We start from the raw sequence: 18,323 nt of genomic DNA, 5'->3' as shown, positions 1-18,323 counted from the left end.
TTGACACGGCCTGTGTGAGCCTTTTATGATACCTGCGGATGCAGGGAAAAAAAGCCTTTGTGCTGGCTAACCCTGCATCTTAGGGGAAAGGCGGTTCGGAGAGGAAACGCGGCAACTCGCCCGTCCCGTCTTCCCCAAAATCCCTGAAGGGGGTGTACGGGAATATGAAGAAAAGGCTAGTGGTACTTCTGGCAGGGCTCTTGACCGTGCTCTCCATGGGCTTCGGTCTAGCCCAGTTCTCCGACGTGCCCGCAGGGCACTGGGCCAAGGAGGCGGTGGAGAGCCTGGCGGCCAAGGGCATCATCGTGGGCTTCCCCGACGGCACCTACCGGGGGAACGAGACCCTTACCCGCTACCAGGCGGCCCTCATCATCTACCGCCTCCTGCAGCAGATTGAGGAGGAGCTGAAGGCCAAGGGCGAGTCCCCCACCATGGAGGCCATGTCCTCCGAGGACCTGGAAGCCCTTAAGAATGCCGTGCAGGAGCTCGCCGCTGAGCTCGCCGCCTTGGGCGTTCGGGTTTCCGCCCTGGAGGACAGCGCCGCCACCAAGGAGGACATCGCCCGCCTCGAGGCCCTGATTGAGGAGCTCAAGGCCCAGCCGGCCTCCGAGCCCGGCATGGACGCCGCCGCCCTCCAGGACCTCGCTGACCGGGTGGAGGCTGCCTCCATCGCTGCCGACACCGCCCTCGCCCAGGCGCAGCAGCTTGCCGAGCAGCTGGACGCCCTGGCCCAGGACGTGGAGGGTGTGAAGGGCGACCTCTCCGCCCTCGGCACCCAGGTGGAGGCCAACGCCCAGGCCATCCAGGCCCTGAACGAGCTCGCCGTCCTCCTCAACCAGGACGTGCTGGCCCTCCAGGACCGGGTGACCGCCTTGGAGAAGATGGTTTCCGGTGGGGCCGAGCTCCCTGACCTGGAGCAGTTCGCCTCCAAGGAGGACGTGGCCGCCGTCCAGGAGTTCGCCGCCGCCCTCCGCTCCGACCTGGTGGGGCTTTCCGAGAAGGTGTCCAAGCTGGAGTCCCAGGTGGCGGAGCTCTCCAAGGTGCGGTACTCCATTTCGGGTAGCCTCACGGCCACGGCGGGCCTCCGTTACTTCACCCAAGGCAGCACGGCCTTTGACTGGGACCGCCTCTTCCCTGGGAGCGTCTTTTCTACGGGGCAAACAGGTACTGCTTCGTACGCTGCTAGCAGGGTAGGGTTGGCTGAGGGGGCCGGTAACCTCTTCCGGGGGGATGCCACGCTTACCTTGGGGGTGAAGAACAACGCCCCTGCCGCTAGCGGTGTGGCGGTGGCAGAGGCCTCGGCCACCTTTGGGGTTCGTGTGTATGACACGAGCCTTGTTTCCACCCCCACCGTGCGCCTGGACGGGGTTGCGATTAAGGGTCAAGTGGACGGCCAACCCTTTAGCGTGACCTATAGCCGGGTGGCTAGCAAGTTCAAATTCAACGACTACCTCTTAGCCAACGACGCTGAGGGTGGTGTGGCCCACTACCGCCAGGGCGTGGTGGCCACCTTCTCGGGCACCAACCTGCCCTTTAGCCCTGAAGTCACCCTCGTGGGGGGTGTGGCGGGGCCGGGCTCTCCGGCGGACGCAGCGCCTGCCATCAACGGCAACTACTTCGGCATTCGCACGGTGCTCAAGCCCCTCCAGGGCGCAAGCCTTGGCCTGAACTACGCCCTCAACGTGGGTATCCGCTCCGCCATTGGGGCCGATGCCAGCCTGGAGCTTGGCCCTGCTAAGCTCTCCGGGCTCTGGGTGAGCTCCAAGACCCTGGGCCTCGGCGAACCCTTCACCGCCTACTTTGACAGGAACCGCTCCAGCTGGGCCTACTACGGCGAGGCCGAGGTGAACCTGGGCTCCGTGAACCTCTCCGCCAACTACCGGGCCGTGGACACCGAGTACGCCGACGGCCAGGCCAGCATGTCCGAGAACGAGGACGCCAACTACTACGGCGAGAATATCTCCACGGTCCCCTACGGCTACAACACCCGGGGCTTCGGCGTGGAGGCCAAGGCCAGCGTGGGCCCGGTGGGGGTGGAGGCTTACCTTGACAGCAAGCGGGGCTACAACGACGCTGCCAACTCGGCGAACAACGACATCGCCTTCGGCCTTGCGGCCGAGGTTTCCCTCTTCCGCGGCTTCAGCCTCACGGGCTACTTCAACCGGGCTTGCGACAACGCCACCAGCCCCACCGCCTTCGGCTGCACGGGCGGTACCCAGAGGGACTTCTTGAATTCTGGCTCGGATTACTTCCTCAACAACCCTACCCAGCGCTACTCCTCCAGCTTCGGCGCCCGCTTGGAGCATCAGGCCGACGCCGAGGATGCCCTGATCAAGGGGCTTTCCGTGGTGGCCCAGTACACCCGCTTCACCGTGAGCAACCACAACGACTTCCAGGTGGCCGCCTTCTTCGCCCAGCCCATGGCCCTTGGCCCCATCAAGGCTCAGCCTGGGGTCCGCTTCCACTACTTTGACGATGGCACCGGCGGCGGCAATGCGGACTACAGCGCCCTTAAGGCGGGCGTGCGGCTCAGCACCGACCCCTTGGCCCTGCCCTTCAAGCCAAGCTTGAGCGCCGACGCTGCTTACCGCTCCACCCGCTTTGGCGGCGGTGCCCGCGCGGGCGAGGTCTACGGCCGGGCTGGGCTCACCCTGAATGAGCTCTTCGCTCCTGGCCTCAGCTTCACCGTGGCGGGGGCCATCTACGGGGCTTGGAACGTGGCCCAGGGTGCGGGGGGTCTCATCACCGTGGGCGCTGGGGAGAACGCCTTCTCCTACGACCGCGACCGCCTCTTCGCCAGCCCGGGTGGCACGGGTGCTCCCACGGCTTCCTTCGGCAGCAACTCGGGCTCTGTGGAAGGCCTCTACGGGGAGCTTAAGTACTACGACCTCTCTGTGGCGGGCGGTTACTTCCGCCTCCGCCAGGGCCAGGCCAACTCCCCCTTCGGGGGCACGGTGGACACCGTGGCCAAGGCCTTCCGTGTGAGCTACACCGTGAAGTTCTAAGGGCTCCTTGGGCCCTTCCCCCCGCCCCTGGGCGGGGGGTTTTCCTTTGCCCTAAACTAAGGGGATGACCTTCCGCTACCGGGGTCCCGAACCCAAGGGGGACCAGCCCAAGGCCATCGGGGAGCTGGTGGCAGCTTTAAGAGATGGAGAGCGCTACCTGACCCTCCTCGGGGCCACGGGCACGGGGAAGACGGTGACCATGGCCAAGGTCATAGAGGCCCTGGGCCGCCCCGCCTTGGTCCTCGCCCCCAACAAGATCCTGGCGGCGCAGCTCGCCGCGGAGTTCCGGGAGCTTTTCCCGGAGAACGCCGTGGAGTACTTCATCAGCTACTACGACTACTACCAGCCCGAGGCCTACGTGCCGGGGAAGGACCTCTACATAGAGAAGGACGCCAGCATCAACCCCGAGATTGAGCGCTTAAGGCACTCCACCACCCGAAGCCTCCTCACCCGGCGGGACGTGATCGTGGTGGCCTCGGTTTCCGCCATTTACGGCCTGGGGGATCCCAGGGAGTACCGGGCGCGGAACCTGGTGGTGGAGCGGGGGGCGGTCTACCCGCGGGAGGCGCTCTTGGAGCGCCTCTTAGAGCTGGGCTACCAGCGGAACGATATAGACCTTGCCCCCGGGCGCTTTCGGGCCAAGGGGGAGATCCTGGAGATCTTCCCCGCCTATGACACCGAGCCCATCCGGGTGGAGCTATGGGGCGACGAGGTGGAGCGCATCAGCCAGGTCCACCCCGTCACCGGGGAAAGGCTTCGGGATCTTCCCGGCTTCGTGCTTTTCCCCGCCACCCACTACCTCTCCCCGGAGGGCATGGAGGAGATCCTGGCCGAGATCCGCAAGGAATTGGAGGAACGGGTCCGCTACTTTGAGGAGCGGGGGGAGGTCCTCTACGCCCAGCGCCTCAAGGAACGCACCCTTTATGACCTGGAGATGCTCAGGGTCATGGGCACCTGCCCGGGGGTGGAGAACTACGCCCGCTACTTCACGGGCAAGGCCCCGGGGGAGCCCCCTTACACCCTTCTGGACTACTTCCCCGAGGACTTCCTGGTCTTCCTGGACGAGTCCCACGTGACCGTGCCCCAGCTCCAGGGCATGTACCGGGGGGATTACGCCCGCAAGAAGACCCTGGTGGACTACGGCTTCCGCCTGCCCAGCGCCCTGGACAACCGCCCCTTGCGCTTTGAGGAGTTCTTGGAGCGGGTGTCCCAGGTGGTCTTCGTCTCCGCCACCCCGGGACCCTTTGAGCTCGCCCACTCGGGCCGCGTGGTGGAGCAGATCATCCGCCCCACGGGGCTTTTGGACCCCTTGGTGGTGGTGAAGCCCACGGAGAACCAGATCCTGGATCTCATGGAGGGGATCCGGGAAAGGGCGAAGCGGGGGGAGCGCACCCTGGTCACGGTGCTCACCGTGCGCATGGCGGAGGAACTCACGAGCTTTCTGGTGGAGCACGGCATCCGTGCCCGCTACCTCCACCACGAGCTGGACGCCTTTGAGCGCCAGGCCCTCATCCGGGACCTTAGGCTAGGCCACTACGATTGCCTGGTGGGCATCAACCTGTTGCGGGAAGGCCTGGACATCCCCGAGGTTTCCCTGGTGGCCATCCTGGACGCCGACAAGACGGGCTTCCTAAGGAGCGAAAGAAGCCTTATCCAGACCATCGGCCGGGCGGCGCGGAACGCCCGGGGGGAGGTGTGGCTTTACGCCGACCAGGTGTCCGAGGCCATGGCGAGGGCTATTGCCGAGACCCATCGGCGGCGGGCCCTCCAGGAGGCCTACAACCGGGAGCACGGCATCGTGCCGGAGACGGTGCGGAAGGAGGTGCGGGCGGTGATCCGCCCGGAGGGGTACGAGGAAGCCCCCTTGGCGCCTTCGTTGGCGGAAGAGGACCTCAAGGAGCGCATCGCCGAGCTGGAACTCGCCATGTGGCAGGCGGCGGAGGCCTTGGACTTTGAGCGGGCGGCGCGGCTTAGGGATGAGCTTCGGGCCCTCGAGGCCCACCTCCAAGGGCTTAGGACCCCCGAGCCCGTGCCGGGGAAGCGGAAGCGGAGGAAGCGCTAAAGGGCCATCTTGACGCCTTCCCCGCCTCTTGGTATAGTGCATCCTGCGGTCGGTCCGCGGTAGCTCAGCTGGTAGAGCGGCCGGCTGTTAACCGGTTGGTCGCAGGTTCGAGTCCTGCCCGCGGAGCCAGATGGGGGCCTAAGGGCCCCCTGGGTCTTTTATTGGGGGAGGGGAAAGGGTATAATCTTTCCTCGTGCGGCCTGCCGGGCCCGGAGAGGAGGTGAAGATGCGCAGGTACGAGGTGAACATCATCCTTAACCCCAGCCTGGAGCAAAGCCAGCTCGCCCTGGAGAAGGAGATCATCGGGAAGGCCCTCGAGGCCTACGGGGCCCAGGTGCTGAAGGTGGAAGAGTGGGGGGTGCGGCGCCTGGCCTACCCCATCGCCAAGGACCCCCAAGGGTATTTCCTCTTCTACCAGGTGGAGATGCCCGAGGACCGGGTGAACGACCTGGCCCGGGAGCTCCGCATCCGCGACAACGTGCGCCGGGTCATGGTGGTCAAGGCCCAGGAGCCCCTCCTTAGCAAGGCGTAAACTTTTGACATGGCAAGAGGCCTGAACCGCGTATACCTCATCGGCTCCCTCACCTCCCGGCCCGACATGCGCTACACCCCGGGGGGGCTCGCCATCCTGGAGCTCAACCTGGCCGGGCAGGACACCCTTTGGGACGAGTCCGGCCAGGAGCGGGAACTCCCCTGGTACCACCGGGTGCGGCTTCTGGGCCGCCAGGCGGAGATGTGGGGGGATGTTTTGGAGAAGGGCCAGCTCCTCTTCGTGGAGGGAAGGCTGGAATACCGCCAGTGGGAGCGGGACGGGGAGAAGCGGAGCGAGCTCCAGGTGCGGGCCGACTTCATTGACCCCTTAGACGCCCGCGGGCGGGAAACCCAGGAGGACGCCAAGAGCCAGCCCCGCCTCCGCCACGCCCTGAACCAGGTGGTCCTCATGGGCAACCTCACCCGCGACGCCGAGCTCCGCTACACCCCCCAGGGGACGGCGGTGGCCCGGCTGGGCCTGGCGGTGAACGAGCGCCGCCGGGGGCCGGGGGCCGAGGAGGAAAAAACCCATTTCATAGAGGTTCAGGCCTGGCGCGAACTGGCCGAGTGGGCCGGGGAGCTCAGGAAGGGCGACGGGCTTTTGGTGATCGGACGTTTGGTGAACGACTCCTGGACGAGCTCCAGCGGGGAAAGGCGCTTCCAGACCCGCGTGGAAGCCCTCCGCTTGGAGCGACCCACCCGTGGGCCTGCCCAGACCGGCGGAAGCAGGCCCCAACCGGTCCAGACGGGTGGGGTGGACATTGACGAGGGACTCGAGGACTTCCCGCCGGAGGAGGATCTGCCGTTTTGAGCACGAAAACCGCTAAACCCACCAAGAAGGAGGCGCAGCGGCGCCCCTCCCGGAAGGCCAAGGTGAAGGCCACCCTGGGAGAGTTTGACCTGAAGGACTACCGGAACGTGGAGGTTTTGAAGCGGTTCCTGTCGGAGACGGGGAAGATCCTTCCCCGCCGCCGCACGGGGCTTTCCGCCAAGGAGCAGCGGATCCTGGCCAAGACCATCAAGCGGGCCAGGATCCTGGGGCTTCTTCCCTTCACGGAGAAGCTGGTGCGCAAGTAGGGGGTGGAGATGAAGGTCATCCTGCTGGAACCCCTGGAGAACCTGGGCGACGTGGGCCAGGTGGTGAACGTCAAGCCCGGCTACGCCAAGAACTACCTCCTTCCCCGGGGCCTGGCGGTCTTGGCCACGGAGAGCAACCTGAAGGCCCTGGAGGCCAAGATCCGCGCCCAGGCCAAGCGCCTGGCGGAGCGCAAGGCGGAAGCGGAGCGGCTTAAGGAGATCCTGGAAAACCTCACCCTCACCATCCTGGTGCGGGCGGGGGAGAACAAGATCTACGGCTCCGTGACCGCCAAGGACATCGCCGAGGCCCTGGCCCGCCAGCACGGCATCACCATTGACCCCAAGCGCCTCGCCCTGGAGCGGCCCATCAAGGAACTCGGGGAGTATGTCCTCACCTACAAGCCCCACCCCGAGGTGCCCATCCAGCTCAAGGTGAGCGTGGTGGCCCAGTAGGGGCGAAGCCCGGCAGGCCGCAGGGCGGGGGAAGCCCCGCCCTTTAGCTTTGCAGCCAGGCTGGGCCGAGCTCCTCGAGGCGGGCCACCCCCACGAGGGCCAAGGTGAGCTCCACCTCCGCCAGGAAGTGGTCCAAGAGGGCCCCCACCCCTTCCTCCCCCTTCAGGGCCAGGGCGTAGACGTAGGGCCGCCCCAGCCCCACCGCCTTGGCCCCCAGGGCCAGGGCTTTGACCGCGTCCGCCCCGGTGCGGACGCCGCTATCCATCAGAACGGGGACCTTGCCCTCGGCCGCTTCCACCGCCAGGGGAAGGGCCTTTAGGGCGGCTATGCTCCCGTCCACCTGCCGCCCTCCGTGGTTTGAGACGTAGACCCCGTCCACCCCGAGGGCCACCGCCTTGGCCACGTCCTCGGGGTGGAGGAGGCCCTTGAGGAGGAGGGGAAGGGAAGTGGCCTCCCGCACCCGGCGCACCTCCTCCCAGGAGAGCTCGGGGAAGGAGTAGGTGGCCACGAAGCGGCGCACCGCCTTTTGCATCTGGGTGAGGCTTAGGCCGAAGCGCCTCCCCGTCCGCCGGAGGGCGAGGAGGTTCTTGAGGAGGGCCAAGGTGGGCCTGGGGCGCAGGGCAGGCCCCTCCAGGGGTTCTTCCAAGGCCCTTAGGAAGGCGGGGTCGGTGAGGTAGATGGCCAGGCCCTGCCCCTTGAGGAAGGGGAGGTGGCCTAGGGCGAGGTCCCTAGGGCGCCAGCCGAGCTGCACCGTGTCCACGGTGAGGACCACCCCGGCGCACCCTGCTTGCTCCGCCCGCCGGAGGAAGCTTTCCACCACGCGGGCGTCCGTGGAGTGGTAGAGCTGGAAGAAGACGCTGGCCTCCGGGTTCACCCCCTTGGCGGCCTCCACCACCTGCTCCAAGGGGTAAGAGGCCTGGTTGGAGACCATGAGGGGGATTCCCCTCCGGGCCGCGGCCCGCGCCGCCGCCAGCTCCGCCTGGGGGTGGGCGAGTTCCAAAACGCCGATGGGGGCGAGGAAGAGGGGGGCGGACCAGGTCTTGTGCCAAAGGATGGTTTTGAGGTCCGGGGGCGGGACCCCCCGGAGCATCCTGGGCCAGAGGGCGATCTCGGTGAAGGCCTTTCGGTTTTGCACCATGGTGGCCTCCGCGCCCGCCCCGCCCGCCACGTAGGCGAAGGCCTCGGGGGACATGCGCTTTTTCGCCGCCTCCTCCAGGGCCTCGGGGTGCAGGGGCAAAGGCGGCCTTTCCCCCAGGAAGCCCCGCAGGTAGATGGCCTGTTGCACGCTTCTTCCCCACATGGGTTTGCCCGGATTATACTCCGTCCAAATGGAAAGGCAAGTGCTCATCACCGGGGCGGGAAGCGGCATCGGCCGGGCCACGGCGAGGCTTCTTTGCCAAAGGGGCTATCGCGTCTACGGCGGGGTGCGGCGGGAGGAGGAGGCGGAGGCCCTAAGGGCGGAGGGGATCACCCCCCTTCTCCTGGACGTGACCCGGGAGGAGGACCTGGCGAGGGCCCGGGAGGCCTTGCAGGAGGGGCTCTATGGCCTCGTGGCCAACGCCGGCGTGGCGGTGGCTGGGCCCTTGGAGCTTGTGCCCGTGGCTGCTTTTCGCGAGGCTCTGGAGGTGAACGTCCTCGGGGCCTTCGCCACGGTGAAGGCCTTTTTGCCCTCCTTGCGCCAAAGCCGGGGGCGGGTGGTCCTCATGGGCTCGGTCTCGGGCCTGGTGGCCCTGCCCCTCATGGGGCCCTACGCCGCCAGCAAGTTCGCCCTCGAGGCCCTGGCGGACGCCCTCAGGGTGGAGCTTTCCCCTTTTGGCGTCCGGGTTTCCCTCATTGAGCCCGGCTCCGTGGCCACCCCCATCTGGGAGCGCTCCCTAAAGCGGGCCGAGGCCTACCTGGAACCCCCTCCCCCGGGCACCGAAGGGGTTTATGGCCGCTATCTGGAGGTAGCCCGGCGGCTAGCGGAAAGGAACGCCCAAAGGGGCCTTCCCCCCGAGCGGGTAGCGGAGGCTGTGCTTAAGGCCCTGGAAAGCGAAAACCCCAAGGCCCGCTACCTGGTGGCCCACCCGGCCCGCATCCGGGAAACCCTTCTTTTGAGGCTCCTTCCTGCCCCCTGGCGGGACCGCCTCATCGCCCGCTTCCTCTCGTAGTGTGCCCTGGGCCTTGGGCCCTTGGGGGCTTCGGGGGTATCCTTAGGGACGTGGAGTTCCGGGTGGAAGACCTCGGCCTGGTGCCTTACGGGGAGGCCTGGGCCTACCAGAAGGCGGTGCACCGGGAGGTGGTGGAGGGCAAGCGTCCCCCCACCCTCCTCCTCCTGGAGCACCCCCGGGTCATCACCTTGGGCCGCAAGGCCACGGGGGAGAACCTCCTCTTTCCCGAGGCGTGGTACCGGGAAAACGGTTTCGCCCTCTACTGGGTGGAGCGGGGCGGGGACGTGACCTACCACGGCCCTGGGCAGCTGGTGGGCTACCCCATCTTCCCCGTGGGGCGGGAGGTGCGCCGCTTCCTGCGGCAGATTGAGGAGGCTATCGTCCGGGTGGCCCGGGCCTACGGCATCGCGGCCTACCCCACCCCCGGGTACGCCGGGGTCTGGGTGGGGGAGGAGAAGCTTTGCGCCATCGGGGTGGCGGTGAAGGAGGGGGTGAGCTTCCACGGCTTCGCCCTCAACGTCTCCACGGACCTCAACGACTTTAGCGTCATCATCCCGTGCGGCCTGAAGGGCAAAGGGGTCACCTCCTTGGAAAGGCTTTTGGGCCGGAAGGTCCCCATGGAGGAGGCCAAGGCCAAGGTGGTGGAGGCCTTCGCCGAGGTGTTCGGCTTGGCGCCCAGGTGGGAGGGGAAAACACATCATGAAGCCGAAGTTTGAGGTGGTGGAGCTTTTGGCCCCCTCGGGGGAGGTGGTGGAGCTCAAGGTGGTGAAGCGGGGCCTGGCCCAGGCCCGGCCCGAGCCCGTGGACCGGAACAAGCCCGCTTGGCTTCGCGCCACCTTGCCCACGGGGGCCAAGTACCAAGCCCTGAAGCGCACGGTGGAGGAGCTGAGGCTTCACACCGTGTGCCAGGAGGCCCTATGCCCCAACGTGGGGGAGTGCTGGACCCACGGCACCCTCACGGTGATGATCCTGGGGGATATCTGCACCCGGGCCTGCAAGTTCTGCGCCGTGCACACGGGGAACCCCAGGGGCCTGGTGGACCCCGAGGAGCCCATAAGGGTGGCGGAGGCCATCGCCCGGCTCGGCATCCGCTACGTGGTCCTCACCAGCGTGGACCGGGACGACCTGCCCGATGGCGGGGCCTCCCACTTTGCCGCCACCATCCGGGCCATCAAGGAGAGGGCGCCTGGGGTCCTGGTGGAGGCCCTCACCCCCGACTTCCAAGGGGACCTGAAGGCGGTGGAAACGGTTTTGGATGCGGGCCCTGAGGTCTACGCCCAGAACCTGGAAACGGTGCGCCGCCTTACCCCCAAGGTGCGGGACCCCCGGGCGGGCTACGAGCAAACCCTGAAGGTGCTGGCCCACGCCAAGCGGTATAGGCCCGAGGTCCTCACCAAGTCCAGCCTGATGCTGGGCCTGGGGGAAAGGGAGGAGGAGATCCTGGAGGCCATGCGCGACCTCCGGGCGGCGGGGGTGGACATCCTCACCCTGGGCCAGTACCTGAGGCCCACCCCGGCCCACCTGCCCGTGGAGCGCTACGTGCCCCCGGAGGACTTTAAGAAGTACGAGGCCTGGGGGTACGAGCTGGGCTTCAAGGAGGTCTTCTCCGGGCCTTTGGTGCGGAGTTCCTACCGGGCGGACCGGGTCTTCCTGGAGGCCACCCAAAGATGAGCCGAAAGACGGCCCTTTTCCTCCTGGACCTCCTCGCCCTCCTCCTCTTCGCCGGGGTGGGCCTCCTTTCCCACGGGCTTCCCCTCTCCTTGGGAGGCCTCGCCCGGAACGTCCTCCCCGTCCTCTTCGTCTGGCTCCTCCTTGCTCCCTTCCTCGGCACCTACAGGAGGCCCACCTGGAAAAACCTCCTCCTCACCTGGCTCTTCGCCTTCCCCGCGGGGCTATGGCTGAGGCAGATGGTCTTGGGCGGGGCTTTCGGGGTGGGGTTCTTCGTCTTCTTGGGCGTGGCCATGGGGTTCAGCCTCCTTTTCCTCCTTCTCCTAAGGGGCCTCGCCAAGGGGCTTCGCCTCTGGTAAAAAAAAGCCATGGAAAAGGTGGCCTTCATCGGTCTTGGGGCCATGGGCTACCCCATGGCGGGGCACCTGGCGCGGCGTTTCCCCACCCTGGTCTGGAACCGCACCTTTGAAAAGGCCCTGAGGCACCAGGAGGAGTTCGGCTCCGAGGCCGTGCCCTTGGAGAGGGTGGCCGAGGCCCGGGTGATCTTCACCTGCCTTCCCACCACCCGGGAGGTCTACGAGGTGGCCGAGGCCCTCTACCCCTACCTCAGGGAGGGCACCTACTGGGTGGACGCCACCAGCGGCGAGCCCGAGGCAAGCCGCCTTCTGGCGGAGCGCCTTCTGGAAAAGGGGGTGACCTACCTGGACGCCCCGGTATCCGGCGGTACCCTGGGGGCCCAAAGGGGCACCCTCACGGTGATGATGGGGGGGCCGGAGGAGGCGGTGGAATGGGTCAGGCCGTATTTGGCCTACGCCGGCAAAGTGGTGCACGTGGGCCCCGTGGGGGCGGGGCATGCGGTGAAGGCTATCAACAACGCCCTCCTCGCCGTGAACCTCTGGGCGGCGGGGGAGGGGCTTTTGGCCCTGGTGAAGCAGGGGGTTTCCGCGGAGAAGGCCCTCGAGGTCATCAACGCCTCCTCGGGCCGCTCCAACGCCACGGAGAACCTCATTCCCCAAAGGGTCCTCACCCGGGCCTTCCCCAAGACCTTCGCCTTGGGGCTATTGGTGAAGGACCTGGGGATCGCCATGGGGGTTTTGGACGGGGAGAAGGCCCCAAGCCCCCTCCTCCGCCTCGCCCGGGAGGTCTACGAGATGGCCAAGCGGGAGCTGGGCCCGGATGCGGACCACGTGGAGGCCCTGAGGCTTTTGGAGCGCTGGGGCGGGGTGGAGATCCGCTGATACCACCCCATACCGGCGCAAGCCCGCACGGGGGTCCTGGGGAAAAGCCTTAGCGGAGACTTCCGGTGGTAGGCGAGCAAACGAAACAGGGGAAAAGGGTATTCGTCACGAGTCGAGGCTTTTGAGGACATGCTCCAAGAGTTTGACCCGCAGTGGGACCACGAAAGGCTGATAAGGCTCGAAGTAAACATAGGAGTAGCCTATTATGGGCTCAGAGAGGAGAAAGTCGGCCACAAAGGCAAAAGGAGCTTTAGCCCTCTTGAGGACTTTCACGTCCTCCTCGCTGGAGAGGTGCTTCACCAGAAAGTTTTCCGTCTGGGAGAGTATCTCCATGGGGATGCTGGCGGGGGACTGAGTGGAGTACAGCATTCCTATGCCGTACTTCCTCCCCTCCTTGGCCACGCGGTAGAAGATCCCTGCCTTGTCCTCCAGGAAGTTGTGGGCCTCTTCCAGGACCACGAGGAAGTTGGCCTGGCGCTTGCCGTAGAGTTCTACGGCCCTGTCGAAAAGGAGGTCCATGAGGCGCAAGGTGAAGAAGTCGGCGGCCTCGCCCAGGGAAGGAAGGTCGAGGATGACCACCTTACCTTCTCCCTCGGTTTTCTCCCCGAGGAGATCCTCTTTGATAGTTTCGAGGAAGTTCGCCTCCTTTCCAGGCGCGTGGAAAGCGCGGAGGAAAGAGAAGACCTTGGCCCGGCTGTAGAGCTCCCTCGCCCCTCCCTTATTGTCCCCTCGCTGGCTGTTGTTCTCCATGGCCTCTTGGAGGTTGCCCCAAGACTTCTCTTCGGATATGTCGTAGTTTTCGTTCTTGTACTTTATTTTGAGGCCCTTGCGAGGGGTGAGGCCCGCTTTCCGAAGCGCCCCGTAGACGTAGGCCATGCGGTCGGGGATATGCTTCCAGTCCTCGAGGTTGTAAAAGGCGTTCTCCAGGTACTGGGGAGGCTCTGCCCCCTGGAGGCGACGCCTCTGGTAGGCGAGGGCCACGGCCAGCTCGGGGAAGTGGTAGAAGTCCACTTTAAGGGGCAAGACCTCCACGTACTCCCTCCACTCCGTCCCCAGGTGTTCCTTCAACCTCCTCGCCCAGGCCTCCTCCCTGGCGGTGTAGAAGCGGATCCGGCCCCGAATCCCCAGCGCCTTGAAGGCCTGGGCGAGGCCCGGGGAGGTGGTGGCCTCCGTCTGGAGGAGGTACTCGGCGTTCTGGTCCAGGATCAACATCCCCACCCGGGGAAAGGCGTGGGCCAAAAGGGTGAGGATGACCTTGTTCTCGTTGCTCTTCCCGAAGCCCGTCTTGCCGAAGTTGGCCGTCCTTCTGCCCACGAAGAGGGCGGGGTCCACCTCCTTCACCACCTCTGGATACTCCCCGCCTTCTTCTAGGCCGTAGGCCAGGTGGCCGAAGGCGTACCTCCTCTTCCCCTCGGCCTTAACGCTCCCTGAGGTTCTGACCTCGGCGGCGAGCAACCTTTGGAGTTCCTCCTCCGTCATGCGGTAGACCCGAGCCTCCACCACGGGGGGGAGCAGGCGGGTGGAGGGGGCGAAGAGCCCTCCCTGCACGACCCTCCCTAGGAGGACGATCCGGTGGTGGTAGAAGTTGACTTCCTTTCGCGCCCAAGGGTCCTCCTTCTCCAGGTCCACCTGATTGATGTGGGCCAGAGCGAGGGTATAGGTGGGGTCGCTACGCCCCACGGGCTCGTAGTAGCCGTCTAAAACCATGCCCACGTAGTCTTTCCCGCCAGAAGAAACGCGAACGAGTTCGCCTAGGAGGAGGCGCTTGCCTTGGTCCAGCTCCTGGGGGGTGAGCACTAAGGTGAGCTCCGCCCAAGGGCCGTTCCGCCTGGAAGACACCACCACGCCGATGGGGCTTTCGGCCATCTCAGTCCTCCCTGTCTGCCAGCCTGAGCCATTCAGTGAGCTTCTTGGCGAGATCTTCGCCAAAGGCCTTTCTGAACCGAGCGAGGATCTCCTCCTCCATCCTGCGAGGGATGGACCTGGCCACGGAGGCCCTCCCGTGGGCCTCTACCACCGTTCCCACACTCCCCCCATAGAGGACGCTACGGTGTGCCCTTAGGCTTCGGGCTACCTTAACGGCATCCTCCTCCCCCAAGTAGGGGGGGAGATCAAAGATGGCCACACCCTCCTGAGGTCTAAAGGTGTCCTCAAGGAGGCGCGCCACGTAACGCCTGCCCATGACGAAGGCTCCCTCGAGGTCGGCGTTCCACTGGCGCTCGTAGCGGTAAGCCTTCTCCATGAGTTCCTGGGGGACCTGGAGCACGAAGGTTCCCCTGGCTTCGGCGAAAAGCCTCGCCATCACCAAGGAGGTGAGGCCTTCAGCGAGGAGGCGGGAGCGTTTGGTGACCCCAGCAAGAAGGAGGTGCTTCCTTGCGAAGTAGTTCTGTAGTTTAGAGCGGAAACTCTCTCTGACGCCCAATTGCGCAAGGCGCCCGTCTTTGATGAAAAGGTCTATGTACACGTCAAAACCTCCATAGGGCATAACCCCAAGGGACTTCCACGCCTTCCTCCCCCTGCACCCCAGAGGGCAAGCGCCCAAAGGGTGAGCAGGTCCAGCCCCGCCCGGAAGAGGCTCTGTCCCAGCCTCCCGTGCTTCTTGGGCCTCACCGGACGCACCCGGTGCAGCACAAGCCCCGTCCGAAACGCCCACACGAAGGCCAGGCTCAAGGGGACCAAAAGCCGCGAAAGCCTCTCCCCCCGCGTCACGTGCGTGGCCTCCAGGTCAAATCCCCGCCCCTTCAGGGCCCCAAAGAGCCGCTCTATCCCCCACCTGAGCCCGTACACCTCCAGCACCCGGTGAGGGTCCAGGTCCGTAGCCACAATCAGCCACTCCCGGACCCCAAGGCGCAACCCCACCACCCACATGCGCCGCCCGTAGACCCAGTACCGCCGCCTGGGCACCCGGCTCTCTCCCACCTTCAGGGAGGCAAAGAGCTCCCAGGCCCGAGGGCCCGAGCCCAACCGCCACATCCGGGTGTTGGCCTTGATTCGGATGCACCGGGGGATGCCCTTCTCCTCCAGGTACCGGAACCACGCCTCCCCTATGAACTCCCGATCCGCCAGGAACCCCTCCACCCGGAGGTGGGGGAAGTGGGCCCTCAGGAAAGCCAAGGCCCTCTCCATCAGGGCGATGCGTTCGGGGGTGGAGGAGTTGCCGTCGTGGGGAAGGAAGCTCCAGAACAGGGGGACGGCCAGGCCTTGGTACAGGAAGGCCAGCATCAGGAGGTTGACCTTGCTCTTCCCCAGCTCCCACTCGGTCCGGTCCATGACCAGGAGGAGCCCTTGGGGTCGGAGGAGGGCGAAGATGAAGCGGGCATAGCCCTCCCCGTCCAGCCCCGGCCAGGCCAAGAACCGCTGGAACCTTCGGTAGGCGGAGCGGGGGTCAGGGCTGGCTATGGAGCCGAGGGAAAGAGCGAGTCTGGGGCCGCTTGTGGTGCGGGCGGTGACCAGAGCCATCACCAGGGCGGCCAGGAAGGTGAGGCGCCTGAGGTCGGCCTTCCAGTATCGCTTCAAGGCGTTGATGAGTGGGGTAAGCTGTTCCATGGGGACCACCTCCTATGGGTACCTGCCCATCCACGTGGGCGCAGGTCCATCCTAAAGGGGTGGTCCCACGTTTTGACGTGTACTGAGTGAAAAGGTAGTCTTTGTAACTTTCCTGCAAGACCTTCTCCACCCCCCAAACCAGGTAGGCCCACTCCAGGACGTCCCGGAAGATCCCCATGAAGGCCCTGAGGTCCTTGGTGTAGTATTCTCCCAGATCCTCCAGGGAGATGCCTGTGGCCCGGAAGAAGGTCTTCAAAGCATCAGCGGCGGGGCTTTCTTCGGAGCGCTCGAGGAGACCTTCCAGGTAGCCCTTGGGATCCCGTAGGACTTCATACCCAGGGAGGAGGTGGGCGATGGAGGGTAGGCGGAAACCCTTCACCCCCACTGCGGCAACGCGCACGAGGCCGAAGGAGAGGAGCGGAAGCTCTTCGAAGGCGCGTCCCTCGCCTCCGTCCACGGTGAGGGTGAGGAGAGGGTAGGCCTCCCCGTCCCCGTGCAAGGGCACTTGGCGCTCCTGCTTGAGTTTTTGGTAAAGCTCGTCTAGCTCGCGCAGGAGATCCTGGTAGTGGTCTAGCCTGAGATCGTCAAGGAAGTCCTTGAGGCCAAGGGGGTTGCTTCCTTCTCCCGCATACGGCATAGGAGTTCACCTGCGTTTTCCATTGTACCTCCCGGAACGCCACAGCTTCTGAATGAGCGCCTCCTCCTCGGAAGTGAGGAACTCCATCCCGAGCTTCGCCTCCACCTCCTTCAACCTCCGGTACACCTCCCGCCTGGCCTCCAGGGTGAGCCTCCCGGGCTTGCCGTCCTTCCGCTTCTCCCGGGTCCGGGGATCCCGGGTCCACGCCCAAAGCCACTCCCGGAACTCGTAGAGGGGGAGGAGGTGGGCGTGGCCGTTCTCCAGGGCCCGCGCCATGGCCTTGTCCCGCCGCACCACGGTGCAGGTCCAGCACCCGAAGCGGGTGTCCCGGCCCCCGTAGACCGCCTCCAGGCCCTCCGTGGGGTAGCCCAGGGAGGGGGCCACGAAGTTCAGGTAGTCCCACACGAAGCACTCCCGCCAGAAGGCGATGGGGGCCACGTAGAGGGCATTCAGGCGCTTGGCCTCCTGGAAGAGCACCCCCTGGCCGCACTCCCCGCCCCGGGAGCAAGAGAGGATGAGCCTCTGGTCCCGGGCGTCCGACTCCCCGAAGCGCACCCCCGTGAGGATGGCCTTCTTCCCGGGAAGGCTCTGGACCAGGCGGTCCATGGGGGCGATCTTCAACCTGCGGGTGCACCAGCGGAAGCGGTTGTGGGGCGGGGGGTAGCCCTTGCCGATGATTTGGACCCAGAAGCTCTCCTCGGGGCGGGGGCGGGCGGTGTGAACGTGGACCCCGGGGTGGAGCCTCTTCACCGCCTCCAGGAAGGCCAGGGCCTGGGCGTGGAGGGTGGGGATCTCCAGCCCCGTGTCGGCGTAGACCACGTGGATCTCCACGGGCTTCCCCTTGCGCTTCCACCACTCCAGGGTGAGGACGGTGGTGGCGGTGGAGTCCTTGCCCCCCGAGTAGGTGAGGACGAAGGCCTCGGCCCCCTGGGCGAGGGCGGCCTCGAGGGCGCGCTCGGCCAGGTCTGTGGCCTCTTTGAGGTCGAAAGACCCAAAGGGTTCCCCTATCCCCGCGGCCAGCGCTTCAAGGGAAACCTGCATCGCCTCCTCCTTTAAGCATCCAGAACTTTGCCCATCCCGCCTTGGGCGTGTGTTCCAGCAAAGGAGTGTGCTCGGTTCGCCTCATGGCGCAATGCTAATGGTGGGGAATTGGTTCATCAATACCCTGCAAAGACGTCTCGGCCCTCGGGGAGCTATTGTGAGGGGTCTTCTGTATTTCCGGTCTTCGGATATACTGAAAACATGAAGGCGCTTACCTCCCTCTCCAAACGGGGCCAGATCACCCTCCCTGCGGAGGTACGCCGGGCCTTGGGCTTGAAGCCGGGGGACACCTTGGTGGTCCGGGTGGAAGCGGGCCGGGTTGTCTTGGAGCCTGCGGTGGTGTTGCCCGTGGAGCTCTACACGGAGGAGCGCATCCGGGAGTTCGCCGAAAACGCCCAGGCTACCCCGGAGGAGCTGGATGCCTTCCGCCGGGCCTGGGGCCTCTGAGTTGGTCTTTTTGGACGCCAACGTCCTTTTCTCGGCAAGCCTCGGGGGGGAGGTGTTTGAGGCGATCTGGCTGGGGGCCAGGAAGGGAAGGTACCGGCTGGCCACAAGCCCCTACTGCTTGCTGGAGGCCCGGGAAAACCTCGCGCGCAAACGACCCCAAGCCCTTAGAGGGCTCAAGGACCGGCTCAAGGTGGTGCGCTTGGTGCCGGAAGCCAATGGGGAAGCTTGGATGGAGGGCCTGGTGCCCGAAAAAGACCTTCCCGTCCTCGCCGCCGCCGTGGCCGCAGGGGCTTCTGTTCTCCTCACCGGGGATACCCGCCACTTCGGTCCCTTGATGGCCCGCCAGGATCTCCCCCTAAGGGTCCTCACCCCCGGCGACTTCATCCGGAGCTTCCGCCCCTCAGGTTAAATGCGCTGTACGGGGAAAAGACCCCGGGTTCTCTCCTCAGGTCCGCTGGGTCGGCCCTA

At 65.8% G+C, this 18,323-nt stretch carries 18 protein-coding genes and 1 tRNA gene; 14 read left to right on the top strand and 5 right to left on the bottom strand.

Going from position 1 to position 18,323, the window contains the following annotated elements; translation table 11 throughout:
- Nucleotides 1–164: 164 nt before the first annotated feature.
- The 7 genes from A0O31_RS04580 to rplI all read left to right on the top strand — a co-directional run bounded on the left by A0O31_RS04580 (nt 165) and on the right by rplI (nt 7,128).
- Entirely contained in the window at nt 165–3,005 is a 2,841-nt protein-coding gene (locus A0O31_RS04580) for an S-layer homology domain-containing protein (RefSeq protein WP_071676861.1), read from the top strand.
- A 64-nt stretch (nt 3,006–3,069) separates the two neighbouring features.
- The gene (gene uvrB / locus A0O31_RS04575; RefSeq protein ID WP_071676860.1) at nt 3,070–5,067 is read left to right on the top strand and encodes an excinuclease ABC subunit UvrB; all 1,998 of its coding nucleotides are present in this window, start codon (nt 3,070–3,072) and stop codon (nt 5,065–5,067) included.
- A 53-nt stretch (nt 5,068–5,120) separates the two neighbouring features.
- Nucleotides 5,121–5,196: transfer RNA gene (locus tag A0O31_RS04570), tRNA-Asn, on the top strand.
- A gap of 97 nt (nt 5,197–5,293) precedes the next feature.
- A complete protein-coding gene (gene rpsF, locus A0O31_RS04565; RefSeq protein ID WP_071676859.1) occupies nt 5,294–5,599 on the top strand; it encodes a 30S ribosomal protein S6 in 306 nt (101 codons plus the stop codon).
- Between the two features lie 9 nt (nt 5,600–5,608).
- The gene (locus A0O31_RS04560) at nt 5,609–6,409 is read left to right on the top strand and encodes a single-stranded DNA-binding protein (protein ID WP_071676858.1); all 801 of its coding nucleotides are present in this window, start codon (nt 5,609–5,611) and stop codon (nt 6,407–6,409) included.
- Nucleotides 6,406–6,675 (top strand): 30S ribosomal protein S18, encoded by a 270-nt coding sequence (gene rpsR / locus A0O31_RS04555; protein WP_071676857.1) that lies wholly within the window; start codon nt 6,406–6,408, stop codon nt 6,673–6,675. Before A0O31_RS04560 ends, rpsR begins: the two co-directional genes overlap by 4 nt.
- A gap of 9 nt (nt 6,676–6,684) precedes the next feature.
- A complete protein-coding gene (rplI, locus tag A0O31_RS04550) occupies nt 6,685–7,128 on the top strand; it encodes a 50S ribosomal protein L9 (RefSeq protein ID WP_071676856.1) in 444 nt (147 codons plus the stop codon).
- Between the two features lie 43 nt (nt 7,129–7,171).
- Here rplI and A0O31_RS04545 read toward each other — a convergent pair whose 3' ends face one another.
- On the bottom strand, nt 7,172–8,428 hold the full coding sequence (locus A0O31_RS04545; protein ID WP_071676855.1) for an alpha-hydroxy-acid oxidizing protein: 1,257 nt from the start codon (nt 8,426–8,428) through the stop codon (nt 7,172–7,174).
- A gap of 28 nt (nt 8,429–8,456) precedes the next feature.
- Here A0O31_RS04545 and A0O31_RS04540 point away from each other — a divergent pair, with 28 nt between their 5' ends.
- Genes A0O31_RS04540 through A0O31_RS04520 form a run of 5 tightly spaced genes read left to right on the top strand, consistent with a single transcriptional unit; the run spans nt 8,457 to nt 12,184 of the window.
- Complete coding sequence (locus A0O31_RS04540; RefSeq protein ID WP_071676854.1) at nt 8,457–9,278, top strand: SDR family NAD(P)-dependent oxidoreductase; 822 nt, start codon at nt 8,457–8,459, stop codon at nt 9,276–9,278.
- A gap of 50 nt (nt 9,279–9,328) precedes the next feature.
- Nucleotides 9,329–9,994, top strand: a complete 666-nt coding sequence (gene lipB / locus A0O31_RS04535; RefSeq protein WP_152024396.1) for a lipoyl(octanoyl) transferase LipB — start codon at nt 9,329–9,331, stop codon at nt 9,992–9,994.
- Complete coding sequence (gene lipA / locus A0O31_RS04530) at nt 9,978–10,949, top strand: lipoyl synthase (protein ID WP_071676853.1); 972 nt, start codon at nt 9,978–9,980, stop codon at nt 10,947–10,949. The genes lipB and lipA overlap by 17 nt, the downstream gene beginning before the upstream one ends.
- On the top strand, nt 10,946–11,305 hold the full coding sequence (locus A0O31_RS04525; protein WP_028494719.1) for a DUF3054 domain-containing protein: 360 nt from the start codon (nt 10,946–10,948) through the stop codon (nt 11,303–11,305). Before lipA ends, A0O31_RS04525 begins: the two co-directional genes overlap by 4 nt.
- Nucleotides 11,306–11,314: 9 nt before the next feature.
- The gene (locus A0O31_RS04520) at nt 11,315–12,184 is read left to right on the top strand and encodes an NAD(P)-dependent oxidoreductase (RefSeq protein WP_008630530.1); all 870 of its coding nucleotides are present in this window, start codon (nt 11,315–11,317) and stop codon (nt 12,182–12,184) included.
- A 105-nt stretch (nt 12,185–12,289) separates the two neighbouring features.
- Here the strand turns inward: A0O31_RS04520 and A0O31_RS04515 are convergent, their stop codons facing one another.
- The 4 genes from A0O31_RS04515 to A0O31_RS04495 form a co-directional block, all read right to left on the bottom strand.
- Nucleotides 12,290–14,050, bottom strand: a complete 1,761-nt coding sequence (locus tag A0O31_RS04515; RefSeq protein WP_028494718.1) for an ATP-binding protein — start codon at nt 14,048–14,050, stop codon at nt 12,290–12,292.
- Nucleotide 14,051: 1 nt separating this feature from the next.
- Nucleotides 14,052–14,486 (bottom strand): hypothetical protein, encoded by a 435-nt coding sequence (locus A0O31_RS04510; protein ID WP_237259028.1) that lies wholly within the window; start codon nt 14,484–14,486, stop codon nt 14,052–14,054.
- A 152-nt stretch (nt 14,487–14,638) separates the two neighbouring features.
- Entirely contained in the window at nt 14,639–15,730 is a 1,092-nt protein-coding gene (locus tag A0O31_RS04505) for an IS4 family transposase (RefSeq protein WP_014514485.1), read from the bottom strand.
- Between the two features lie 643 nt (nt 15,731–16,373).
- The gene (locus tag A0O31_RS04495; RefSeq protein ID WP_071676852.1) at nt 16,374–17,408 is read right to left on the bottom strand and encodes a phosphoadenosine phosphosulfate reductase domain-containing protein; all 1,035 of its coding nucleotides are present in this window, start codon (nt 17,406–17,408) and stop codon (nt 16,374–16,376) included.
- Between the two features lie 201 nt (nt 17,409–17,609).
- Here A0O31_RS04495 and A0O31_RS04490 point away from each other — a divergent pair, with 201 nt between their 5' ends.
- Both A0O31_RS04490 and A0O31_RS04485 read left to right on the top strand, forming a co-directional pair.
- Nucleotides 17,610–17,855, top strand: coding sequence for an AbrB/MazE/SpoVT family DNA-binding domain-containing protein (locus A0O31_RS04490; RefSeq protein ID WP_008630541.1), 246 nt, complete (start codon nt 17,610–17,612; stop codon nt 17,853–17,855).
- The gene (locus A0O31_RS04485) at nt 17,827–18,264 is read left to right on the top strand and encodes a PIN domain-containing protein (protein ID WP_014628921.1); all 438 of its coding nucleotides are present in this window, start codon (nt 17,827–17,829) and stop codon (nt 18,262–18,264) included. Before A0O31_RS04490 ends, A0O31_RS04485 begins: the two co-directional genes overlap by 29 nt.
- Nucleotides 18,265–18,323 lie beyond the last annotated feature (59 nt).

This window comes from Thermus brockianus (assembly GCF_001880325.1).
Taxonomy (GTDB): domain Bacteria; phylum Deinococcota; class Deinococci; order Deinococcales; family Thermaceae; genus Thermus; species Thermus brockianus.
Note: the sequence above shows the minus strand (reverse complement) of the source record. Positions and strands in the feature narration are given on the sequence as shown.

What these genes read in the sequence shown, in the direction of transcription:
- A0O31_RS04580 (WP_071676861.1), top strand. Translation starts at nt 165, where the DNA reads ATGAAGAAAAGGCTAGTGGTACTTCTGGCAGGGCTCTTGACCGTGCTC.
- uvrB (WP_071676860.1), top strand. Translation starts at nt 3,070, where the DNA reads ATGACCTTCCGCTACCGGGGTCCCGAACCCAAGGGGGACCAGCCCAAG.
- rpsF (WP_071676859.1), top strand. Translation starts at nt 5,294, where the DNA reads ATGCGCAGGTACGAGGTGAACATCATCCTTAACCCCAGCCTGGAGCAA.
- A0O31_RS04560 (WP_071676858.1), top strand. Translation starts at nt 5,609, where the DNA reads ATGGCAAGAGGCCTGAACCGCGTATACCTCATCGGCTCCCTCACCTCC.
- rplI (WP_071676856.1), top strand. Translation starts at nt 6,685, where the DNA reads ATGAAGGTCATCCTGCTGGAACCCCTGGAGAACCTGGGCGACGTGGGC.
- A0O31_RS04545 (WP_071676855.1), bottom strand. Translation starts at nt 8,428, where the DNA reads ATGTGGGGAAGAAGCGTGCAACAGGCCATCTACCTGCGGGGCTTCCTG.
- A0O31_RS04540 (WP_071676854.1), top strand. Translation starts at nt 8,457, where the DNA reads ATGGAAAGGCAAGTGCTCATCACCGGGGCGGGAAGCGGCATCGGCCGG.
- lipA (WP_071676853.1), top strand. Translation starts at nt 9,978, where the DNA reads ATGAAGCCGAAGTTTGAGGTGGTGGAGCTTTTGGCCCCCTCGGGGGAG.
- A0O31_RS04525 (WP_028494719.1), top strand. Translation starts at nt 10,946, where the DNA reads ATGAGCCGAAAGACGGCCCTTTTCCTCCTGGACCTCCTCGCCCTCCTC.
- A0O31_RS04520 (WP_008630530.1), top strand. Translation starts at nt 11,315, where the DNA reads ATGGAAAAGGTGGCCTTCATCGGTCTTGGGGCCATGGGCTACCCCATG.
- A0O31_RS04515 (WP_028494718.1), bottom strand. Translation starts at nt 14,050, where the DNA reads ATGGCCGAAAGCCCCATCGGCGTGGTGGTGTCTTCCAGGCGGAACGGC.
- A0O31_RS04510 (WP_237259028.1), bottom strand. Translation starts at nt 14,486, where the DNA reads ATGGCGAGGCTTTTCGCCGAAGCCAGGGGAACCTTCGTGCTCCAGGTC.
- A0O31_RS04505 (WP_014514485.1), bottom strand. Translation starts at nt 15,730, where the DNA reads ATGGAACAGCTTACCCCACTCATCAACGCCTTGAAGCGATACTGGAAG.
- A0O31_RS04495 (WP_071676852.1), bottom strand. Translation starts at nt 17,408, where the DNA reads ATGCAGGTTTCCCTTGAAGCGCTGGCCGCGGGGATAGGGGAACCCTTT.
- A0O31_RS04490 (WP_008630541.1), top strand. Translation starts at nt 17,610, where the DNA reads ATGAAGGCGCTTACCTCCCTCTCCAAACGGGGCCAGATCACCCTCCCT.
- A0O31_RS04485 (WP_014628921.1), top strand. Translation starts at nt 17,827, where the DNA reads ATGCCTTCCGCCGGGCCTGGGGCCTCTGAGTTGGTCTTTTTGGACGCC.